Origin of the sequence: Streptomyces sp. NPDC048111, assembly GCF_043202815.1 — a bacterium.
In the GTDB taxonomy this organism is placed as follows: domain Bacteria; phylum Actinomycetota; class Actinomycetes; order Streptomycetales; family Streptomycetaceae; genus Streptomyces.
In genome coordinates, this window is sequence record NZ_JBIDBD010000001.1 from 861,416 (window position 1) to 883,469 (window position 22,054).

The following is a 22,054-nucleotide window of genomic DNA, read 5'->3' on the forward strand; positions in this document are numbered from 1 at the left end:
TATCTTCGCATCTCCGGTCGAGCCTCAACGAGCATAGCAACTCCGTGAACTAAGTTCACAGCCCTCACCGCGGCGCTAAGCGGATCAGGCCCCGGACTCCGACGGACCACGATGACACTTCTTGTCCTTACGGGAACTCCCGCACCAACAAGGCCCGTTGCGCGCCGACGGCCACCGCTCCCCCGAACCACGCGCTGCCAGCTCGGCGGCGCACCCCGCCCGCGCGGACGGCTGGGCCAGGTTCTGGCCCTCGGCACGGGCGTACTCGACGAGGTCTTCCACCCTGCCCGCTGCCACCCGCAACCGGTCGTACGTCGCGAGCGCCTGCTCCACGTCACCGGCCCGCGCCCACGCTCCGGCGGCCTCGACCAGGAGCTCTTCCCGGTCCTGCGGGTTCTGCTCGGCCAGCGCCTCCCACTGCTTCGCCTCTGCGGCGGGCGAGGTGCGGCCGCGGGCTGGGGCGGCGCTCCTGGTGGACGCGCTGCGGCGCTCGGCGCTCATGTCTCCAGGCTACGAACCACCGGTGGCACCCCGCACCGGCTTCCGGAAAAGGGGCCGCCGGCCTTTCGGCGAGATCGGGGCCCGTGTGAGGTGGCTGGTCACTCCCTCACACGGGGGCAGCAGGTGGAAGCGGTTTCAGGATGTGGCGGCGCTGGAGTTCCCTTATGTGGTCGGCGGCCCGCTCGGGGGCGGAGCCGCCGCGGATCAGCACTCCGGCTTCGAGGTTCTTCTGGACGCCGGACTGGGTGAGATTCGCGCTTCCCAGGAACAGGGTGCGCCGGTCGGCGACGGCGAGTTTGGCGTGCTGCCGGGCCCGGGGCGACTCGCGCGCCGCTGGGTCCCAGTGCCACAGGCGCACGCCCGCGATGCCGGCGAACGCGGCGGCGGGTTCCGGGCCGCTGAGCAGTCCACCCGCGCCCCGGTGAGTCTCCACGACGATGTGCACCTCCACCCCGCGCGCCACTGCCGCCCTCAACGCGGCAGCCAGAGGCGGGTAGGCGCGGGCGGAGTACGTCATGGCGAGGAGTTCGATGCGAGCGGAGGCGACCACCTCGACCAGGACCTGGGCGGTCGCCCGGACCGGCACCCCGGGGGTGGCGGGGCCGCTCCACACCGTACGGACGTCGATCTCGTCGCGCCGCCGGGTCCAGCCTGCGACGTAGCCCCGGAGGTAGGCGGCGGCTTCGGGGTACGGGAGGTGCGCCTCGTCGGCCGCGCGGTAGAGCGCGGTGAGCGGTTCGGCGGAACCGGCGAACCGGACGGCCGACAGGGCGTGTTCGAGGCCCCTGCCCCGGGCGAGGACTCCGGCCACGTCCTTGGTACGGGACGGGCCGAGGGCGTCGACCAGCACGTGGGCCGTGGCCTCGAACGCGCGGCGGCTCACGGCCGGAGCTCCACCGGGGTCAGCACCAGGCCCTCCGCGTCGCCTTCCGCACCGGCGTCGCCGAGCGGGACGAGGAAGCGGCGGTCCAGGTAGCGGTTGCCGCGTTCGCAGGTCGTCTCGGAGACGAACAGGCAGACGTGGCAGGCGGCACCATGCAGGAAGTCCGCCGGGTGCTGCGGGAGCCGCTCGGAGCACAGCGGGTCGGACGAGCAGTGCGAGGCGTCGTTGAGGGCGCGGCGCACGATGCGCTGGAGGGGTTCGGGTTCGGCGAGGGAGACGAGACCGCCGAGGGTGCCTTCGGAGTCGGGAACGGCGGTGTAGATGAGGATGCCGGTGCGCGGGTCCTCGGCATCGCCCGCGTAGATCCGTTCGGCCAGCGAGGCGGAGTTGTAGCCGCACTCCAGGGCGATAGTGCGGATGAGGAGGTGGGAGAGGGTGTGCAGGGCGAGGTAGCGCGCACCGGGCCAGCCGTGCATGTCGTCGAAGCCGCCGGTGATGCGGTCGGACTTGCGGTTGGTGCGGAAGCGCCGGTATGCCTCGCGGTGCGCGTCCATGGCCGCCGACTTGGCGACCCGGCCCTCCCATTCCGCCATGAGGTCCTCGCTGACGCGCAGGAAGACGCCCTCGCCACGCACTTCGCTGGCGGGCACCCACTGCTGGGCGCCACGGCTGAGCCGCACGGGCGTGGCGATCTCGGGAGCCTCGGGGTCGGGGGCGTCGAGCCTGGTGAATCCGGTCAGGGCGCGGGCTTCACGGAGCCGCTGGACCTGACGCACGTGGGAGAAGAGCCCGTCGAGGGCGGCCGGGACGACGACGGGCTCCAGGGCGAAGTCGTCGGTGGGGGTGGGAAGTTGATCGGCGGCGAGGACGGCCCACTCCGGACCCAGGAGGTCCGCTGCCACGGCGGCAGGCGCGGGCACGGCGTCCCACGGGTCCGAGTCGAGGAAGCGCTGGCGGGCCTGGACCGCGTCGATGATCACACCCGGGTCGTACTCCTTGAGGTAGCCATAGGCCGGGGTCGCGGCGAGCACGTCGTAGACGGCGGTGGAGGTGATGCCCTTCAGTTCGGGCCAGCGCTCCTCGACGAGTTCGGCGACGCGTTCGGTGTTCCCGGGGGGCAGGGCGAGGGCGCTGAGGGTGATGGGGAACCACTGGTTGGAGGCGCCGGCGACCATCAGAATGGCTTCCTGGTCGCAGCCCTCGCGCTCGAAGGTGCCCAGGTGGGGGTGGCGGCCACGGCAGGCGGGAAGGTTGCGGCGCCCTCTTTCGCCCATGGCGTCGCGGATGTTGCGCGGGGTGCCGCAGGCCAGGCATTCGAGGGTGACGTTGGCGGCCTGGTTGCCGCCGTGGTCGCGCATCCGCAGGCGGGGGCGCGGTGCGTGGGTGCATTCGCCGCCGTGGTGGACGAACGGGAGGTAGGGGAATTCGTCCAGGTGGCCCGCCGTGCAGACCAGGGTGAAGCGGGCGGCCACCGCCAGGGGCTTCTTGCCCTTGGTGCGGCAGTCGTGGACGAACTTCGCTTCGTGCGGGGCGCGCGGGTTGTTGTTGACGAAGGTGAACGCCTCGGTGTCGATCGGCGCGAGTTCGTCGCAGGCGGTGCAGCGCAGCCACTGCGGGAACGGGCTGACCGGCACACCGACGCCCTGGGCGGCCAGGCCCTTGGGGTCGTTGTCGCCGCCTTCCAGCCAGGGGGCGGCGCGCAGTTCGGTGATCTGGTGCTCGCCGTAGAGCTGGAGGGAACGGTTGACGGCGGCGCGCAGCCGAGGTTCCTCGATGACGGAGTCGGCGAGGCCGGCGTGACTCCAGAAGTCGAGTCCCTTGACGAGGACGGAGAAGTTGGGCAGGTCGACGAGGGAGCCGACCCCGGCCGTGAACATCAGGTGGCTGGGCCGGGCCGAGCCGACTTTCCGGAAGTAGCTCATCGATTTCCCCGTCCCTTGCCGTTGCGCTTGTCGTTCGCCGTGCTGCCGGTGCCCGGCTGCTGTCCGTACTCGTCGCTACCGACGGGGCTGTCGCCCAGGTCTACGCCGTCGTCCCCCGTGCCCGGCGCTCCGCCCGCGCCAAAGTTCCAGCGGGGGCCGCCGTGCGAGGGCTGGTCCAGGAAAATTCCGTTCGGGCCACTGCCGGGAAGCAGGAGGTTGAGTTCGTTCTCCGTCTCGCGCATGGACATCGGGACGGTCAGCACGTCCCAGCGTGCTCCGTCTGCGCGCCGCAGGAGGGGCGTGAAACGGGCGTCCTTCTTCTTCTCCTTGCGGTAGCCGAGCGAGCCGCCGGCCGAACGGCGGCTGCGCCATTCGTCCTTGAGGGCCTCGATGCGGTCGGACAGGTACTCCCTGGCCCGCTCGCCGTCGACCCGCTCCGCACGCTCCAGGAGACGTTCTTCGACGCGGGCGGCGATCTCGCCGTCCAGGTCGAGAGTGGCGGCGTCGCCGTTGCGGGAGTGCTCGTAGGCGGCCTGGCGGAGGGCTGCGACATAGGTGGGGGCGGTGCCCCGGTCGAGGGCGCGCCGGGTGAAGGGGGTCACCGAAAGGGCTTCGACCTGGCGGTAGAAGGTGGCGTGGTAGTACCCGAAGTCCTCGAAGTGGGCCAGGTCGCGGGGGCGCGACCAGTTGTAGAGGGTGACGACGAGGCCGGGTCGCTTGGCGTCACGGCCGACGCGGGAGGAGGCCTGGATGTACTCGGCGGTGTTCTTGGGCTGGCCGACCACCAGCATCAGCCCGAACCGGGAGACGTCCACACCGACCTGAAGCATGGAGGTGGCGAGCACCACGTCCACGGCTCGCTTCAGCCCGGGAGTGGGCAGGGCACGCGGATCGCGCTTGTCCCTGCGGGCTTCGAGGGCTTCGGCGATGAGGGCCCGCCGCCGCGCCGAGGTCTCGTAGTCCGGGTCGAAGCCGGACTCCAGGCGTTTGAGGGTGGCACCGATCTCGGCGGAGGAGATGCGGGAGGTCAGCTCCTGAATCTCCAGCATGCCGGTGCGGGAGACGATGCGGTCCGCGATCGTGTCCCGGCCCTTGCGGCTGCCGTTGCGACGCACTCGGGTGGTGATGTCGTCGTCCAGGTAACGGCGCATGCCGGCCAGTTCGCGGGTGGCGTTGAAGTATCCGACGAGTGTCATGTACGGGTCGGCCGGGGTGCCGTAGTCGTCGAAGAGCTGTTGGGCGCCGAGCAGCAGGATCTCGGCGACGCGGATCTCGGCGGCCTTGAGGCGGGTGCCGTGGGCGCAGATACCGAGGTAGCGGCGGCCGGGGTGGCTGCCGCTCAGCTGGACCTGCCGGGAGAAGAAGGTGTCGCCGACGTCCAGCACCTGGGGCGGGAAGACGGCGACCTGCCGTCCGAAGACTCCGCGCACCTGGTCGGCGGCGCGCTTGGTGGTGGCCGTCGAGGCGACGATCTTCGGCCCGGTCTCGACGCGCTGCCCTTCGGCAGTGGTGTGGCTCCAGGTGCAGAGCTGGTCGACGGCGGCTTCGAAGAGTCCGACGGTGGTGCCGAGCGCGCCCGAGATGAGGTGCAGCTCGTCCTGAATGATCAGGTCCGGCGGTCGCAGCCGGGTGACCGGCCGGGCCGTGGTGGCCCTCAGGTCGCCGCGCTTGTTGTGGCGGCTGCCGCAGTCGGTCTTCTCGTCGAGGTCGTCGTGGCGGTAGCCGTGGCGTTCGCACCAGGTGGTGACGCGGCCGAACAGCAGCCCGGAGTAGCCGTTCCAGGGGAGTTGGGCGAGCTTGTCGACGGTGGCGATGACCATGGCGGGGGCGAGCCGGTAGATCTCCTCGTCGACGGTGAGGACGGGGATGCCTTCCTTGCGGGAACTCAGGTAGGAGAACGGGCAGCGGGCCTCCTCAGCACCCTCCCCGCGCGGGCAGTACAGCAGCACCCGGCGGCGGTCGTCGTCCCCCTTCATGTCCCGGTGCGCCTTGAGGCCCTGCCCGCACCACGGGCAGCTCAGCACCTGGATCACCCGGGCGTGCTTGTCGCTGCCGCTCTCGTGCGCCCCGGCGATCTGCTCGCGGGCCTCGGGGTACCAGTTCGGCGAGACCGAGGTGCCCACCCACAGGCCGATCCGGAAGGGCTCCCTCCCCCAGCGCTTGGGGTGTTCACACGCCCCGCGCGCCGCGCACTCGGCACGCTCGCAGCACTCCTTGCCGTACTCGTCGCGGCGCAGCTTCTCGGCCGCGCACACCAGGGCGGCGGCACGCTGGAACTGCTGGGCGGTGAGCAGCCGCAGCGTGTACCGCATGAGCACGGCCACACCGGCCTCTCCGCTGTGCGCCTCCGTACCGGAGCCGATCACGCCCTGGAGGCGTCGCAGCGCGAAGGTGTAGGCGGCGAGGCCCAGGTATGCCTCGGTCTTGCCACCGCCGGTCGGGAAGAACAGCAGGTCGACGAGGGCGTCCCGGCCGGTGCCCCGGTGCGGGTGGGCGGGGTCGGTCAGCGAGTCGAGGTTGAGCAGCACGAAGGCGAGCTGGAAGGGCCGCCAGCTCGCGCCCCCCGCACCCTTGCCGTAGACGCTTTTACGTACGGTCTCGTACGAGGCGAAGTCGTCCTCGACTCCCAGGCGTGCCCGCTCGGCGGCGATGGCGGTGTTGCGGCGCTGAAGCGCCATGGCCCTGTTGGCAAAGCGGAACGCCTCCAGCGCGGTGTCGCCCAGGGGGCCTTCGGAGCCGAGCCGTGCGATGCCCGCGCCGATGCGCAGGCAGACGTCCTCGGCCTCGTCGATGGCGGCGCCCGCCGCCCGCCGCAGGTCCTCGGGCAGCGTGTCGGCCTTCTGCCGCTGCTCCGCCAGCCACAGGCGGTACCCGTCGGCTAGCGGTGACAGCGCGGCGGTCAGCTCGGTGCGGCGGTGGGGGACGGCGAGGTCGGCCAGGGCGTCCATGGACAGTTCGAGGCCGGTGAGCCGCTGTTCGGTGGCGAGGTCGGGGGCAGTGGTGTCCCGTACGTCGTACTCGGGCAGCCATGTGGTCTCGATGCGGTACGCCCGCCGCTCCCCGGACCGCACCTCGGCCTGGACGGCGACGTTGCGGCCCACGGCGTGCCGCAGGCTGTCGCGGTAGAGCAGCCGCAGGCGGCGCTCCTCGGCGTCCTCGGCCGCGGCCCCCTTGCCCACTCCGGCGGTCAGCGGGTCGTCGACGGGCAGGAAGACGGCGGTGGTGTCGTCGACGAAGGCGGTGGCGGCGAGACCGGTCTGGAACAGCCAGTTCCCGTCACGGTGTTCGTTGAGCTCTTCGAGAAGGTTGACCAACGAGACCTCGACCACCCGCAGGTCCTCGGTGCCGGGGACGCCGGCGCGCTCCCACACCTTCACGTCGAGGACGATCCCGTTGTCGGGCTCCCCTTCGAGGGGTTCGGAGGTGAGGTTCCCGGGCCGGGTGACGTCGATGTCGCGGGTGTGGGTGACCTGTTGGCGCTCCCACACCCGGCGGGTGCGGGGAGGAACGGCCCCTCCCGGCGCCCCCTCGCCCTCCGCATCCTGCTCCCCCTTGTCCGTCTGCTCGCTCTCGATGCGGGCGTCGGTCAGGGCGTACCGCCCCCAGGAGGCGGTCAGGGTGAGCGTCCCGATCGAGGCGGGCACGACGAAAGACATGCCCATCGAGGACGCCCAGATCCGTCCCGACGCCTGCGGGGTCAACTGCTCGGGCAGCTCACCGTCGTCTCCCTCCGCATCTCCGCCCTGCTCCATGTCGCCCTGCTGTGCGGCGTCCCTGGCGATCCGCTTGCGAGTGCCGTCCCCCGGCCGGGGCCCGAGCATCCCCACCAGGTAACGGTCGCGCGGTCCGGCGGAACGCTGCGGCAGCTGTTCCGTCTCCCCGTCCCAGGGACCGAGGAGATCGCGACGGATGTACGTGCCGAGGTCGCCACGGACGTCGTAGGAGCCTCCGGAACGGAAGGTGTGCGGCACCTCGTTGAGCGGGTGCGGCACCGTGGGAGCAGGGGGAGGCGTGGACTGTGCGGGCATGGAGCGGATCACGGCCCTTTCCGTACGGGTGAGGCGACATCCAGAGACTATCGGGGGTCACTGACAATCGACCCTGGAGCAGGATGCAGGTCATTGACTCAGTTCACAAGTCGATTGCCGGGGCCCTACTGTCCGGCTGCCGGAGCACTTCGGCCCGGACGGTCTTGGCGCAGTTGTCCCGTACGAACCAGTCCCAGCGGTCGGCCGTCGCCGCGACGAGGAGCAGTCCATCGACGGAGGTGCTGTACGGGGACGGCGGTTCGGGGAGGTGACCGTCGGCGGGGGTTGCGCGGGAAGCGGTGGTGGCGGGTGTCGGCGACTTCGATACGGACGAGGTCTGCGGCGAGGGCGAGCCTGACCTCGAAGTCGCCCCCGGGGGTGCGGCCGTGGGTGATCGCGTTTGCCGCGAACTCCGCTACGACGGTGGCCACCGCGTAGGAGGTTTCGGTGGTGTGCCCGATGCCGTGCTCGGCGAGGTACTCGCAGGCGGGCGAGGCGGGCGCCGCGCAGGGTGGAACTGAACTGCATCCGGAATGGGGCGGATTGAGGGGCGGTGGGGCGAATCGGCAGTGCGGGAAGGGGAGTTTGCGGCTTCATGGAGCACCCGTCCCGTCACGCGGATAGCTTGACCAGGTCATCCGTGCGTACCGAATGGGCGGGTACGGGTGGGGCGTTGTTTTGTACGGGATACGGGCCGTAACCGGGCGCGGGCGGGGCGCGTTGGTACCGGATCGTACGGGGCTTGGCGCGGGAGCGGGAGCGTGAGGCGGATGGTTCCGAGGAGTGGTCTAGGCGGGCGGGCCGGAGCGCGGGCACGGCGGGGACGACAGCCTGATGACGCCCGGCCGGCGATCTGGGTCGGCTACGGCAAGCTACTGAAGCTATTCCGCGAGAAGGCGGGCATGAGCCAGGAGCCCTGGCGGAGGCCGTGGGGTACTCGTACGAGCAGACCGCGTCGATCGAGCAGGGGCGGCGGCCGGCGAAGGCACGGTTCACCGAGCAGGCGGAGGAAGTATCGGGGGCGGGTGGGGCGTTGGCGGTCTTGCAGGAGGACGTGGACCGCGCGAAGCTGCCCCTGTTCTTCCAGGACTTCGCGCTGATCGAAGCGGAAGCGCTGAGCAGGCTCGCGTACTATCCGCTGTTGATTCCGGGGCTGCTGCAAACCGAGGCGTATGCAAGGGCGCTCTTCTCCGCGCACTGCCCGCCGCTGGACGACGAGACCATCGATCAGCACGTCGACGCCCGGCTCAGCCGTCAGAAGCTGTTGACCCGAACATCTCCGGTGGAACTGAGCTTCATCATCGGAGAGTCGGCGCTACACAGTGTGGTGGGCGATCGCGCGGTCATGAAGGGCCAGTTCACGCACCTGTTGGATGTGGGGAAGCTCCGGAATGTGGAGATCCAGATCATGCCCGCGGATCGGGGCTTCCATCCGGGCCTCAACGGGCCGCTGGTACTGCTGGAGACACCGGAACACCGGCAGGTCGGTTACGTAGAGTCGCAGGAAGTGGGCGTGGTGGTCACGGACCCCGGGAAGGTGAGTGCGTTCGCGATGCGCTATGGCAAGCTGCGGACGCAGGCTCTGAGCACCGAGGCGTCTGCACGACTCATCGAACGTCTGGCAGGAGAGCAATGAGCAGCGAGCAGGTCGAGGCGGGCTTCACGCGGCTGGACTGGTTCAAGAGCAGCTACAGCGGCTCGGGCGGCGGGGACTGCGTGGAGGTCGCGATGACGCCGGTCGGTGTGCATGTCCGCGACTCAAAGAATGTGCGCGGAGCGGAACTTCAAGTGGCGGTCGGCGAGTGGAAGTCGTTCATCTCGTTCGCGAGCGGCGAGGACAACCTCCGCCGCTGATACCGACCCCTGGGTGTGCCCTCCGCCGGTCGTCCCGGCGGAGGGCACACCCATGTCGATCTCGACTCAGAAGAGGGCGTTGTCAGGGGGGAAGAGGCCGTCGTCGCCGAAGCCTTGGGCGCCGATCGGTCGTGCAGCGCGCTGAGCGCGGGCGTTGGCGGAAGCGGGGGGCATATCCGGGTGCTTCTTCGGCTTCTTGTGCTTGCCGAGGAAGACCTCGTCCGCGTACGCCTGGTGGTTCAACTGGCGGAGACGGTCGATGATTTCAGTACGGGCGAGCAGGCCGATGGTGTAGCGGTCGCCCTGGTCGGTTGGGTGGAAGCCGTGGTCGAGCGGGACGGTGAGGTGGGTGGGGTCGGCCGGGGGCGTCTGCCCGGTCGGATCGAGGAGGTCGTGCCAGCCGTAGGCGGCGATGACAGCTCGGTCGACCTCCACGTGAATGGCGCGGAGTTCGGCGACGTCGGGGTCGTCGCATTCGGTGTCGTGGACGAGGTTATAGGTATCGGTAAGCCCACTTCCCCGACGAAGCATAATTTCTTCCCGAAAGGCATGGAGGCGACTCCCTACTGCCCTTAGCCCATCACCCATATCGGGGAGCGGTAGAGTCTCGAAAACATCCGTGGGAGCATAATTCGGCACCTTGGGTTGCACAATCCCACGATCAATAGCCCACCAATAGTGCAGGGAGCTGGAAAGTAGAGAGAAAAGCGCCAGGTCGCTTGAAGCAAAGATAGCTAGTTTTTCCGAGAAGACTTGCCGTGCCGGAAGGAAGGCAGGGAGTGCAAGCTCACTGGACCGCGCCAAGACAATACACCTCTCCATACCAACCAAGGCTTTGGTCAATTCACCACGCGGACGCCAATATTGCCACCAGCGCTCAGCGAGCCCGGCATACGAAATGGGATCACGCTTCTCGCATTCCGACTTCACTTCACCAAATACCTGAGAATACGCCTTGGGGTAGAGCTTAGCCCTACTCTCTGGCCATTCATGAAAATTGATCACCCAGAGATCCGTGTCATGCTTGGGGCTTTGATTTACGCGCTTACCGTTGAGGTAAGGGAAGAGAACATCTTCATAGCGGGCATCTTCCGAAATCCACTCCTGAGCCCTATCACACGAAAGCGTAAAACCTGATCCCAGTACGATCGCCCCTTGAAACGCCAAGTCGCTGTTTCGGACAAGCGACTCAACCCAGGAACTCTCTCGTGTTCCAGGGTTTAGCGACGTCGAGATCCCATTTGGCATAACCAAACCATCGAGTAGACGAGTCGCCGACGCCGCAATAGACGAGACCGACGTCCACACCGTGCAGTACTTCAATACAGCAGACTTGGTCGGCCAGCGAGCACTCGACACAGCTGCACGAATTTCGACACCTTGCCGGACAAGCTGATCGAGTCCAACCTTTCGGTTATCTCCTGTCGAGAACGACCCAGTCGCCAGAAGCCCCGTTTGCCCGTTCCTGTTCACAATCTCGTGCGCCCTCAGCTCGAAGTAGGTCACCAAATCGGCTCTACCTCGCACGCGATTGGCTACGTACTCCACAAGGTATTCTCGATATGCCTCACCAGAAGTTGAACTGATGTCGCGGCAGGCCAGGAACGGCGGATTCCCAATCACCGCATCAAACCCACCCCGGTCCACAAACACCTCTGGAAACACCAAGGGCCAGTGCACCGGCTCTCGATCCATACCCTCCTCCGGCAGCTCACTCGCCAGCCACTCCCGCGCCCTGTCCTGCGCAGCCTCCACGAACTCCCCGAGCCCGCTCCCTTCCCCCTGCTCCGCTGCCCCTTCCTTCCCCAGCTTCGCCGCAACCTTCGCCGCCGTCGGGAACAGGTCCCGCAGCCGGTCCCCGCCCTCGTACCACTCCGTACGCCCCGAAGCGCACGTCGCCAGCGCCGCGCCCGACAGCAGGTCGCCAATCAGCCGCAGCCGGGCCGTGTGCCGTACGACCTCACCCAGGAGCTTCCGCTTCTTCCCCAGGGCAGCAATGCCGTCCCCGGCAATCTCGGTGATGGCCTTGCGTTCGTCCGCAACGGACTTGACCCGCTCCTCCGCTCCCGCCAAGGAACCGAGCAACTCCCCCTTCCCCACGTCCAGATGGACCGCCTTCAACTGCTCCAGGCTCGTCACCCCGAGCAGCGAGTCCCCCGCGACCAGGCGGTCGTCCAGGAACGTGAACGGCCGCTTCGGGTCCATCGAGACCAGCCACAGCGACAGCTTCGCCATCTCGACGGCCATCGGGTTGATGTCCACCCCGTACAGGCAGTGCTCGATGATCTGGCGGCGCGCCTCGATCACCACCTCGTCCGACTCCGCGTCGACCGCCGTTCGCGCGTCGACCTGGCTGCCCGCCCGGTAGCGGATCGCGGCCTGGTGGTGTTCGTTGTCCTCCTCGCGTTCCCACGCCTCGATGAGACGGTCCGCGAGGTAGCGGCACGCGGCGACCAGGAACGCCGCCGAGCCCATCGCGATGTCCGCGACCTTCAACTCAAGGATTTCCGCAGCCGACTTGGGAACCCACTCGCTCCGCTCAGCGGTCTGGAGCGGGCCGGGCAGGTAGACCAGGGGTTCCAGGGCGTGCGTGACGACGTTCTCGGCGAGCTTGCGCGGGGTGTAGTGGGTGCCGGTGTTCTTGCGGAGGGCCGACTCCGTGACGTACAGGCGGCCGGCCGGGATGACCAGCGGCAGTCCTCGCAGGTCCTGGCGCAGGAGGCGGAAGAAGGGCAGCAGGCGCTCGGTGAGTTCGCGGTTCTTGCAGGCGGCGAAGAGCTTGTCGTCCGCCAGCTCGCGTTCGGAGTCGGTAAGCGGGGCGAGCAGCTTCTCGATCTTGCCGGCGGCGCCGATGCCGGGTTTCGGTTCCTTGTAGGCGTCGGAGATCAGCTTGGCGAGCTTTGTGGTGTCACCCCGACTCTGCTCGGCCATCAACTCCAGCGCACGCAGCGGCACTTCGTGTTCCCTGCCGACCGGCCCGATGAGGCCGACGATTTCTTCCGTCGCGCGCTCGCCCCCGTACGAGAGCAGGCCCTCGTACACGTAACCGATCTGCTCCACGCTCAGCGCGCGGAAGCTCAGGGTGCGGGACTCGCGGTTCTTGCCCGTGCCGACCTGGACCTCCTGCACGGCCTGGAGCATGTGCAGGACGGTGAGGTCGTCGATGGGCAGCGGGTGGGCGTCGGACTCCAGCCACGCGTAGGTGGTGGGGTCGAAGATCGAGCCGTCGTAGGCGGGGAGGGAGAGTTCGGGGTGGTTCACGCCGCCGTGGACGGCGTGGAAGAGGGCGATCAGCCGGTGCCAGGCGGAGGTGGTGTGCTCCAGGGACGACATGCCTTCGGCGTCCGCGCGTGCCTTGAGTTCGGTGCGCAGGAAGCGGGCGGAGTAGGAGCGGGCATAGACCTCGTTGTCGGCGGGGAGCAGGCCGCACTCCTCGGCGAAGAGGAGGAAGACGACGCGCATCATGACAGCGACCGAGCCCCGGTAGACCTGGCCCGCGCTGACGCCGTCGGCGTACAGACCCGGTGCGCCCTTCTCCATGGCGCGGGCGTCCGCGCGGCCGATGGCGTCGACGAGGAGTTCGACGGCCTGGCGGACCTGGATGCCGAGGGCGGTGGTGACTTCCTCGCCCGCTTCTAGGCTTTCGCGCAGGAGACCGGTGAGGGTTTCGGAGTCGTTGTACTGGAAGAAGCGGGAGCGGCGCAGGAGGGAGACCCAGGCGCGTACGAGATTGCGGTCCGCGCGTTCGTTCCAGCTGATGGTGTCGAAAACGGCGGTGCTGGTCACGCCGCCGACCGGGGCCCAGACCAGGCACCACCAGCGGCCGTCGGTGACCAGACCGAGGGGGACGTTGTGCTGGCGGCACAGGCGGGCGAGGCGGTCGGCGGGGGTGGCGGCCCAGGTACCGCCGCCGCCGTCGCGGAGGGTGGGCGCGGTGCCGGGGGGCAGGACCATGCCGAGCAGGCGTACGTGCTTGGCGGCGGATGCGGTGTCCGGCTCGGCGAGTGCGTCGGTGCCGGGGTCGGTGAGGCAGAAGTCGGCGCGCAGGGTCGCGTCGTGTTCGGCGACATGGACGGTGAAGCGGTCCAGGAGGGGTTCGTCACCGTCGACGGTCTGGCCGGGGCGCATCGTCAGTGCGTCGCCCCATTCGAGGAGGTCACGGGTGAGGTGGGTGATCCAGGCGCCCTGGCCGGCGACCGGGTCGGTCAGCCAGTCCGCGTGGTGGGCGCGCAGGCGGTCGAACCGGTCCCGTTCGGGGGTGTCGAGCTGGGGCCAGGTCTTCAGCAGGACGGGGAGGGTGAGGAAGGGGCCGGAGACGTCGGTGAGGTCCAGCCACTCCTGGTGCTGGCCGACGCCGTCGAGCGCCTTCGCGCGGGCGGCGGCCAGACCGCGGGCGGCGCGGTCGACGGGGCCACGGGGCCCGCCGGCCGAAGCGGAAGCCGAAGCGGAGCCGGATGCGGATGCGGGGGTACGGCGGCTCACTTGCGGGCCTCCTTGGCGGGAACGACGAAGACGACGGCTACGGGGAAGAGGTGCGGGGAGGGGGCACGGTAACGCGCCTCGATGGCTGCCAGCTCCCGGGCACGTTCCGCGTCGAGGGTACGCAGGCGGGCCTGCCAGCGGTCCTTGTCCTCGGCGTACTGGCGTCGCTCGACCTCGCTGACCTCGTGCCTCTCGACGAGCGCCATCTGTTGGCCGACCTCGTCGCCCTCTTGGGCGAGCTGGGCGCGCACGCCTGCCTCGAAGCGGTCCAGGGTGGCGGTGATCCGGCGTTCCTCGTCGGCCTTCCGCTCGGCGAGGCGGCGCTTGAGGCTCTCGCCCAGTTCGGCGGCGCGGGCATCCAGGGAGCGGCGCAGCGGGTCGCGGAGCTTGCCGAAGTCGCCGGCGAGCTGCTGCTTGAGGTGCGGTGCGGCGTCGGAGCCGTGGGTGAGGGCGCGGGCGAGCACCTCGCGCTGGGCGTTCACCGACTCCCAGCGGCGGAAACGGCCGGTATCGCCGAACCAGCCGCCCGCCCAGAGGATCTCCTCGTGCAGGCGGGTGCCGTCGGTGCCGGTGAGGACGTACCGGGCGTACGCGCTGACCAGCGTGGTCTCCAGGGCCGGGTCGTCGCTGACGACGGCGGCGGTGCGGTGCAGGCCGACGAAGTCGGCGTTCCAGACGGCCGCCGTAAGCAGCCGGGTGGAGAGGTCGACCAGGGGGTGCTTGAGGTGGGCGAGGACCACGTCGTCGCGGCCCTCGGAGGCGACCTCGCTGTCGAAGGTGACGGGGCGGCGCTCGGCGGTGCGCAGTGGGTGGGGCAGGCTGCGGGTGGCGCGCTCCCAGGTGCCGGTGAGCTGCGGAACGTCGTAGACGTCGCCCTCGAAGTCGTCGTGTCCGGTGGGAATGAGCGGCGGCTGGTCGTCGAGGGCGAGCGCGGTGTCGACGACGCGGCGGATGTTGGCGGGGTTCAGGCCGAGGGTGTCGCGGGTTTCTTCGTACTGCTTCTTCAGGCGTACGGCCTGGGCGGTGACGTTCTGCTCGTCGGCGATCTTCCCTGCGGGCCGGCGGCCCGAGGTGGGGCGGGGCTTGAGGTTGTCCAGGTCGACGGGGGTCGTGTCACCGGTCATCCGGCGCTGGACGGCGTCAGAGATGACGGCGTTGACCTCGCCGAGGTCGGCCTCCACCTGGGCGACCTTTTTCGCAAGGCGGGACAGGAACTCCAGGTCGGCCTCGTACGAACCGGCCTTGGCCTGCTGCCAGCCGGCGCCGACGAAGTGGAAGATTTCGGGGTCTTTGCGCTGGCCCCAGCGGTCGATGCGGCCGATGCGCTGTTCGAGCTTGTTGGGGTTGAAGGGGATGTCGTAGTTGATCAGGCGGTGGCAGTGGCGCTGGAGGTCGATGCCCTCGCCCGCCGCGTCGGTGGCGATAAGGATGCGGACCCGGCCCTCCTCGGACTCGTCGTTCTCGACGCTGGGCTGGGACTGGAAGCCGAGGCGGATGCGCTCGCGCTCTTCCTTGTCGACGCCGCCGTGCAGCTGGGCGACGCGGCCACCGTCGGTGAGCTGCTCCTGGCGGAGCAGGTCGACGAGCCACTTCTGGGTGTCGCGGTACTCGGTGAAGATCACTACGCGCTCATTGGTCCAATGGCCGTCCGAGAGGCAGACACCCTTCAGGTACGAGATCAGGCGAGCCGCCTTGGAGTCGGCGTTGGCCTCGTGGGTGAGGGCCCAGCGCTGCATCTCGCGCAGCAGGGTCAGCTCGCCCTCGTCCTCGTCGGGGGTGAGGCGGGTGGAGAGGGTCAGCGCGGAGTCCTCGGCGCCCGCCAGTTCCTCGTCGTCGAGTTCGGCGGCGAGGTCGGCGTAGTCCTCCAGCCACTCGGGGACGTCGTCGGCGCCGGTGGCGGGGCGGGCGGTGGAGTCCTCCAGGTGGCCCAGGTAGACCTTGACGGTGCGCTGGAAGGCGGCGGGGGACGAGAAGAGGCGCTTCTTGAGGAGAAGGGTGACGAGGTCGGCGGCGCGGCGTCCGCCACGGGCGCTGGGGGTGATGCGCTGTTTGCGGAGGGTCGCGAAGTCGGAGAGGAGGGTGTGGATCTCGCGTTCGCGGTCGGTGTATTCGACCTCAAGCTGCTTGGTCCGGCGGGTGGGGAACTGAGGGGCGCCGTTGGGCTTGGTGACCTTGTTCTTGAGGCGGCGGACGACCGTCTCGTCGCGGGCTGCCCGATCGGGCTCGACGCCACGCAGGAACTTCTGGTTGTCGATGAGCTCCAAGAGGGCGGTGTACGACTCGGAGTAGCCGTTGTGCGGCGTCGCGGAGAGGAACAACCGGTGCTCGAAGTGGGGGGCGAGGCGGCGGATCAGCTTGGTCTGCTGGGAGTCGACGGCGTACACCTGCTTGGGGGCGGCGGGCGCCACGTGGTGGGCCTCGTCGAGGACCAACAGGTCGAAGAAGCGGCGGTCGGGGCCGGGGCCGATGTCCTGACCCGTGTCGGGCGGCAGCACCTCGTCCAGGAGGCGCTGGGCCTTGGGGCGGCGCAGCCAGGGCAGCGAGACGATGGTGAGCGGGTGGACCCGGAAGGGGTTGGCGGCCGTGCCGTGGGTACGGCGGAGGGTGGCGCAATGCTGGGAGTCGACGATGGTGAAGTCCAGGCCGAACTTCTCGGCCATCTCGTCGCGCCACTTCAGGGTCAGACCGGCAGGGCAGACCACCATCACGCGGTGTGCGCGGCCGCGCAGCATCAGCTCCTGGACGACGAGACCGGCTTCGATGGTCTTGCCGAGGCCGACGTCGTCGGCGAGCAGGAGGTTCACGCGGGGGGCGCCGACGGCGCGGGAGACGGGCTCCAGCTGGTACGGCTCGACGGCGACGCCCGAGCGGAACGGGGCCTGGAGGTTCTTGGCGTCGGCCGAGGCGACGGCCGACCAGCGGACCGCGTCGAGGAATGCGGCGAGGCGGGAGGGCGGGTCGAAGCGGCCGCTGGAGGCGTCGGGGAGGGAACCGGCGGGCAGGATACGGCGGCCCGGCTCGACCTCCCAGAGCACCGAGAGAGTGTCGCCGAAGCGGCCGTCGGCGACGGACTGGAGGTGGACGAGCGTGGTGGGGGTGGCGTTGCCGGCCGAGGGAGAGGGGTCGACGCTGACGACCGCCCAGCTCTGGCCGCGTACCTCGACGAGGGCGCCGGGCTGCGGAAGCACTTCGCCGGATGCGGGCGCGGAAGCGGCGGCGGGGGTGCGACGGGGCGACGGGGCGGTCTGTGTCATCGGGGAGCGGCCTTCTCTGGGGGCTCGGCGTAGGGCGTCAACTCTATGCAATGCGGTGAAAACGGACGTAGAGGGTGGGAGGGAGGCGCGGGGCCTGGGTGCGAGGCCAGGCATGCGGGGCCTACTGCTGTCGCTGCTGTGCTGCGGTCAGGAGGCGGCGCAGGCGGGCGATGAAGGCATCGATCGTGGCGATCCGGGGGTCGTCGGGCCGGTGCGCCATGAGGTCGGTCCGCAACAGGTTGAATTCTTCGTACGCCTCTGCGTAACGGCCGCCCTGCCCGAGGAGTTTGGCGAAGGCCAGGCGATCCTTCTGGGTCGCGGGGTCGGTCTGGCCGAAGAGTTCCAACCGGCGGGGGACGATCTCTTCGTACTCCTTGAGCGCCTCGGCCGCGCGGCCGAGCTTGGCCAGGCTGGTGGCCAGAAGCGACCAGCAGGCGAGACGCAGTTCGTCCGTCGCGGCCGGAGTGACCGCGAGCTTCTCGTGGAGGCTGCGGCAGTTCTCGTACACCCGGCTGTAGTCCTTGGCGGCGAGCAGCTCAAGGCCCTCGGCCACCAGGACCCGAATCTCCTCGGGACCCGAGAAAGGGCCGTAGTCGGCGATGGTGACGACGCGGCGCGGAGGCGGCGGCGCGACGGACTGGCCGTGGGGCGGAGGAGGAGGCGCGACTCCCGCGCGCGCGGCGCGGCCGGAGTCGGACGGCGCAGCAGCGGACGGGCGGCGGGGCGGCGCGGCAGTCGAGCGTGCGGCCGGGGCGGCCGGGGTCGATACCGGTTCCCCGGGAAGCAGTGGCAGTGCGGTCGTCGTCCTGTGGGCAGCCGCCTGTGCCGCCTCGCGCATCGCCCTGACGGCCACGACCGTCTCCCCCGCCGACGGGCGCGCCTGGGGCTCCTTGGCGAGCAGCTGCATGACCAGATCCGCGAGGGCGTCCGGAACTCCCGGCTTCAACTCGGCGATCGGCGGCGGGACTTCGTACACATGCTGGTAGGCGACCCCGAGCGGGGTCTCGGCGCGGAACGGCGGGCGGCCGGTGAGGATCTCGTACAGGACGCAGCCCAGTGCGTACAGGTCGCTGCGATCGGTGGCGGGCTGCCCGACGGCCTGCTCGGGGGAAATGAAGCCGGGGGTGCCGACGGCGCCGCCGCTGGGATTCGTCAGGGGCGGTTCCTGCGACGAGGGGGTGAGCGCGGCGGCGATACCGAAGTCGAGGACCTTGACCTTGCCGGAGGGGGTCAGCATGAGGTTGGCGGGCTTGAGGTCGCGGTGGACGAGCCCCGAGCGGTGGGCGGCAACCAGCACGGAGGCGATCTGCTCGGTGATCGAGAGCGCCTGGTCGACGGGACAACTCCCGTACTCCTTGAGGAGTTTGGTGAGGGTGTCACCCTTGATCAACTCCATCACCAGGAACAGCCGACCATCGGGGAGCTTGCCCTTGTCGTGGATCGCGGGGACGCCGGCGTGCCCCAGCCGAGCGGTGTAGCGGGCCTCGCGGTGGAAGCGCTCCTCCCGCAGTGCGGCGTCGCTCTGGTGGTCGGCGCGGTGCATGAACTTCAGGGCGACCTGCCGGTCGAGCTCGTGGTCGCGGGCCGACCACACCTCGCCCATGCCGCCCCGGCCGAGCCGGCGCACCAGCTCATACCGCTCCCGGATCATCGTGCCCATTGCCTCTTCCCCCGTATCACCTGCGTCCGGCCGGTCCAACGCGCCTCGGCCCCGCGATCTGTGCACCCTGCATCCTGACGCCCCGCGTCTCGCGCTCCGTCACCCCGTCGTCGCCGTCAGTCGAGGGGTGGCCCCTGCGGAAGGACGAACGGGCGGCGCGGGTCCTCGGGACCGTACGCGGCGAGCGTCGGCGCGTCACCGCACCGGGAGACGGGGAGATACGGACCGAGCGCGGCGTACACCTCGCGGGCCGAAGCCGGGCGGTCTGCGGGCGTGGGCGCGAGGAGCGCGGCGACCAAGCCCTGGAGGCCCGGCGGGGCGTCGACGCCAAGGGTGGCCAGGGAAGGCGGGGGGCCCGTGAGGCGGCTGCGCAGCTGAACGACAGGCGGCTCGGTGGCGAAGGGCGCCGATCCGACGAGGAGGTGGTGCAGGAGACAGCCGACGCTGTACAGGTCGCTGCGGGCGTCGAGCGGCGAGGAGCCGGTGAGCAGCTCCGGGGACGCGTAGCGGAAGTTTCCCGGGCACTCGCCGCTCGCGGTGAGCCGGGCACCCTGTTCCGTCATGTGCTTGACGAGGCCGAAGTCGAGGATCTTCACCACGCCGTCGCGCCTGACCATCACGTTCTCCGGCTTCAGGTCCCGGTGGACCAGGCCCGCCGCATGGGCTGCCGCGAGACCGGAGCAGATCTGGGCGGTGACGGCCGCGGCAGCGTCGGGTGGCAGGCGCTCCTGCTCGTCGAGGACGACGCCCAGTGTGGTTCCGTCGATCAGCTGCATGACCAGCCAGCACAGTTCACTGGTGATGTCGGCGTCGTACACGGTGGCGACGTTGTCGTGGTCGAGCGCCGCCGACGCCTTCGCCTCCCGTTCGAAACGGCGCTGAAGGCGCGCACGGTCAGCGGGATCGTCGAACCGGTCGGAAGCCAGGGTCTTCACCGCCACCCGGCGTTGCAGATGCCGGTCGAGGCCGCTCCACACCTGCCCCATGGAGCCGCGGCCAAGGGGTTGCTCCAGGCAGTAGCGCTCGCCGAGGACGGTTCCGCGCCCCACGCATTCCATGATCAGACCTCCTGGTCGCTCAGTGTAGGGGCGGCCAGGGCCAAAGGGACATGCCCGCGAGACAATCGCTGTGAACTCTGTCAACGTTGACCAGGTACGGGGTGGCTGGGCTACGGTGTGGCCGTCCCGTGGCAGGCTTGTCCGAAACTCGCCGAAACTCGCCCCCTCGCTCGGAGAAACTCATGCCAGAGCCTCACGACGCACCCGTCACGCTGGCGGGAATCGCACGTATCGCGGGCGTCGGCCGGGCCGCCGTGAGCAACTGGCGGCGCCGTCACGACTCCTTTCCGACACCGGTCGGCGGGACGGACGCCAGCCCGCAGTTCTCCCTGGCCGACGTCGAGGAATGGCTGCACGCCAACGGGAAGATCCAACGGATCGGTCTGCGGGAACGGCTGTGGCCGCATTACGAGGCACTGGGCGACCGCGCGGTCATGGGCGCGGCCCTCGCCGAAGCCGGCGGGCGGATCCTTTCTCCGGAGCGTGCGGAGGACTCCGTAACCGCACACCGGCCCGGTTCCGGCGAATCGGCGCTGCCGCCGGAGGCCGCCCGGGTCGTGGACGAGACAGTGGAGGCCGCACGCCAGGAAGGCGGCCAGGAGACTTTCGGCTTCCTGCTGTCGCGCTGGCTCGACGCTCATGTGCGGCAGGTCAGCACCACCCCGGAACCGCTGGCCCGGCTGATGGCGGACATTGCCGTTTCCGTGCGGGCGGACGCGGGTGCCGGGGCGGGCCAGATGACCGTCCTCGACCCCGCGTGCGGGGTCGGCGGACTGCTCCTGGCTGCCGGTGAACACGTGGGCGGTGCGGAGGGAGGGGCGGGCCCCGTGGCCTCGGCCCTGCTGGGGGCCGACGTCGACCCGGTGTTCGCCGCCCTGACAGCGGTCCGCCTGGGCTTCGCGGAGAGGGGCTCGGCCCACACGGAGACAAGGGTGGACATCAGGGCCGGGGACACGCTCCGCGGCGACCCGCAGGCCGACGCGCGGGCCGATGTGGTCCTGTGCAATCCGCCCTTCAACGCACGCGATTGGGGGCACGAGGAACTGGCCACCGACCCCCGCTGGGCGTACGGGCTCCCCCCTAGGACCGAGCCCGAACTCGCCTGGGTCGAGCACGCACTGGCACGGCTGACGCCCGGCGGTGTGGCGGTCATCCTGCTGCCGCCCGCGGTGGCTTCCCGGCGCGCGGGCAGGCGCATCCGAGGAGCGCTGCTGCGTACGGGCGCCCTGAGGGGAGTCGTCGCGCTGCCCGCCGGGGCCGCTCAACCGCACAGCGTCTCGCTCCAGTTGTGGATCCTCAGGGCGCCCGGCGCCGATGGCCGGACGGCGTCGGGCGACCGGCTCTTCCTGTTCGACGCCGTGGAACGGCCGGGGGCCGCCAAGGGCGCCCAGGGCATCGACTGGCCCCGGCTGAGCGGTCGCGTCCTGGATGCGGTGCGCTCCCACTCCTGGGGCGGCGAGCGGCAGGGCGGGGCACAGGCTCCGCTGCCCGAACGGTGCGTCACCGTACCCGTGGTGGAACTGCTCGACGAGGAAACGGACCTCACGCCCGCCCGTCACGTACCCGAGACGGCGCGGGAGGTCCATGACGTGCTCCGTGAGTCCTGGGGGCGGCTGGACGGGCTGATCGGCCAGGTGCGCCGGCGTACGCGGTTCCTCAGCGGGATCGACCTGTCCGGGGGCGGTGACGCCGCTTCCACGGTCACGGTCGCGGACCTGGACCGCGCCCATGCCCTCAAGGCACGGCAGGGACAGACGCCCTCCGGTGAACTGCTGCGACGCGACGACCTGTTGGTCATCGACACGCAGTCACGCGGCGCCGTGCCGGTATTGAGCGTTCCCGACCTGATCCTCAACGGGCAGCCGGGTGGCTGGCTGACCTGGGACGAGGTGGAGGCAGGGGTAGCGAGCGGCTCGGTCACCGTCGCAGAGCCCGGGGACGTCGTCGTGGTGGGCGTCGAGCGGGCGTTCCGGGTATGGGTGCAGAAGGACACCCCTCTCGTGCTCGGGGCGCAGCTCCACGCTCTGCGGCCGGACCCCGAACTCCTCGACCCCTGGTTCCTCGCGGGCTGCCTGCGAGCTCCGGCGAACGCGCGGCAGGCCGGTTCCCACACTTCCAGTTCGGCACGTATCGACGTACGCAAATTGCAGGTGCTCCAGCTCTCCCTCCCCGAACAGGAGCCGTACGCGGCCGCCTTCAGGGAACTCCTGGCGTTGGAGGAATCCCTGCGCTCGGTGGCGGCGGTCGGTGAGGATCTCGTACGGGGCTTCGGCGACGCGCTCGCGGCGGGCGGGTTGCACCGGCCGGCACGGCGAACCGACCCGGCAGGTCAAACGCCCGCGCCCGGTCGCGTCCCCGTGCAATAGGGACGCGACCGGGCAGACAGTCCCGTGCACCCCGGGGCTGGGGGGG

The 22,054-nt window shown here is 70.0% G+C and carries 12 protein-coding genes; 3 read left to right on the forward strand and 9 right to left on the reverse strand.

Going from position 1 to position 22,054, the window contains the following annotated elements; translation table 11 throughout:
* Nucleotides 1–84: 84 nt before the first annotated feature.
* From ACGF3I_RS03875 to ACGF3I_RS03895, 5 genes are all read right to left on the reverse strand, one after another.
* Nucleotides 85–501, reverse strand: coding sequence for a hypothetical protein (locus ACGF3I_RS03875; protein WP_393128914.1), 417 nt, complete (start codon nucleotides 499–501; stop codon nucleotides 85–87).
* 106 nt (nucleotides 502–607) lie between these two features.
* On the reverse strand, nucleotides 608–1,384 hold the full coding sequence (drmC, locus tag ACGF3I_RS03880; protein WP_393128915.1) for a DISARM system phospholipase D-like protein DrmC: 777 nt from the start codon (nucleotides 1,382–1,384) through the stop codon (nucleotides 608–610).
* Nucleotides 1,381–3,306, reverse strand: a complete 1,926-nt coding sequence (gene drmB, locus ACGF3I_RS03885; protein ID WP_393128916.1) for a DrmB family protein — start codon at nucleotides 3,304–3,306, stop codon at nucleotides 1,381–1,383. The genes drmC and drmB overlap by 4 nt, the downstream gene beginning before the upstream one ends.
* On the reverse strand, nucleotides 3,303–7,346 hold the full coding sequence (gene drmA, locus ACGF3I_RS03890; RefSeq protein ID WP_393128917.1) for a DISARM system helicase DrmA: 4,044 nt from the start codon (nucleotides 7,344–7,346) through the stop codon (nucleotides 3,303–3,305). Before drmA ends, drmB begins: the two co-directional genes overlap by 4 nt.
* 113 nt (nucleotides 7,347–7,459) lie before the next feature.
* Nucleotides 7,460–7,765: an ATP-binding protein gene (locus ACGF3I_RS03895; RefSeq protein ID WP_393128918.1), complete on the reverse strand. Its 306-nt coding sequence runs from the start codon at nucleotides 7,763–7,765 to the stop codon at nucleotides 7,460–7,462.
* Between the two features lie 497 nt (nucleotides 7,766–8,262).
* Here ACGF3I_RS03895 and ACGF3I_RS03900 point away from each other — a divergent pair, with 497 nt between their 5' ends.
* Together ACGF3I_RS03900 and ACGF3I_RS03905 are read left to right on the forward strand one after the other, a co-directional pair.
* On the forward strand, nucleotides 8,263–8,970 hold the full coding sequence (locus ACGF3I_RS03900; protein ID WP_393128919.1) for a DUF5753 domain-containing protein: 708 nt from the start codon (nucleotides 8,263–8,265) through the stop codon (nucleotides 8,968–8,970).
* Entirely contained in the window at nucleotides 8,967–9,188 is a 222-nt protein-coding gene (locus tag ACGF3I_RS03905; RefSeq protein WP_393128920.1) for a DUF397 domain-containing protein, read from the forward strand. Before ACGF3I_RS03900 ends, ACGF3I_RS03905 begins: the two co-directional genes overlap by 4 nt.
* A gap of 66 nt (nucleotides 9,189–9,254) precedes the next feature.
* Here ACGF3I_RS03905 and ACGF3I_RS03910 read toward each other — a convergent pair whose 3' ends face one another.
* The 4 genes from ACGF3I_RS03910 to ACGF3I_RS03925 form a co-directional block, all read right to left on the reverse strand.
* The gene (locus tag ACGF3I_RS03910) at nucleotides 9,255–13,670 is read right to left on the reverse strand and encodes an Eco57I restriction-modification methylase domain-containing protein (RefSeq protein ID WP_393128921.1); all 4,416 of its coding nucleotides are present in this window, start codon (nucleotides 13,668–13,670) and stop codon (nucleotides 9,255–9,257) included.
* Nucleotides 13,667–16,924: a DISARM system SNF2-like helicase DrmD gene (drmD, locus tag ACGF3I_RS03915; protein ID WP_393128922.1), complete on the reverse strand. Its 3,258-nt coding sequence runs from the start codon at nucleotides 16,922–16,924 to the stop codon at nucleotides 13,667–13,669. The genes ACGF3I_RS03910 and drmD overlap by 4 nt, the downstream gene beginning before the upstream one ends.
* A gap of 121 nt (nucleotides 16,925–17,045) precedes the next feature.
* A complete protein-coding gene (locus ACGF3I_RS03920; protein WP_393128923.1) occupies nucleotides 17,046–18,584 on the reverse strand; it encodes a serine/threonine-protein kinase in 1,539 nt (512 codons plus the stop codon).
* Between the two features lie 116 nt (nucleotides 18,585–18,700).
* A complete protein-coding gene (locus ACGF3I_RS03925) occupies nucleotides 18,701–19,642 on the reverse strand; it encodes a serine/threonine-protein kinase (RefSeq protein WP_393128924.1) in 942 nt (313 codons plus the stop codon).
* Between the two features lie 182 nt (nucleotides 19,643–19,824).
* Here ACGF3I_RS03925 and ACGF3I_RS03930 point away from each other — a divergent pair, with 182 nt between their 5' ends.
* On the forward strand, nucleotides 19,825–22,008 hold the full coding sequence (locus ACGF3I_RS03930) for an N-6 DNA methylase (protein ID WP_393128925.1): 2,184 nt from the start codon (nucleotides 19,825–19,827) through the stop codon (nucleotides 22,006–22,008).
* Nucleotides 22,009–22,054: the final 46 nt, after the last annotated feature.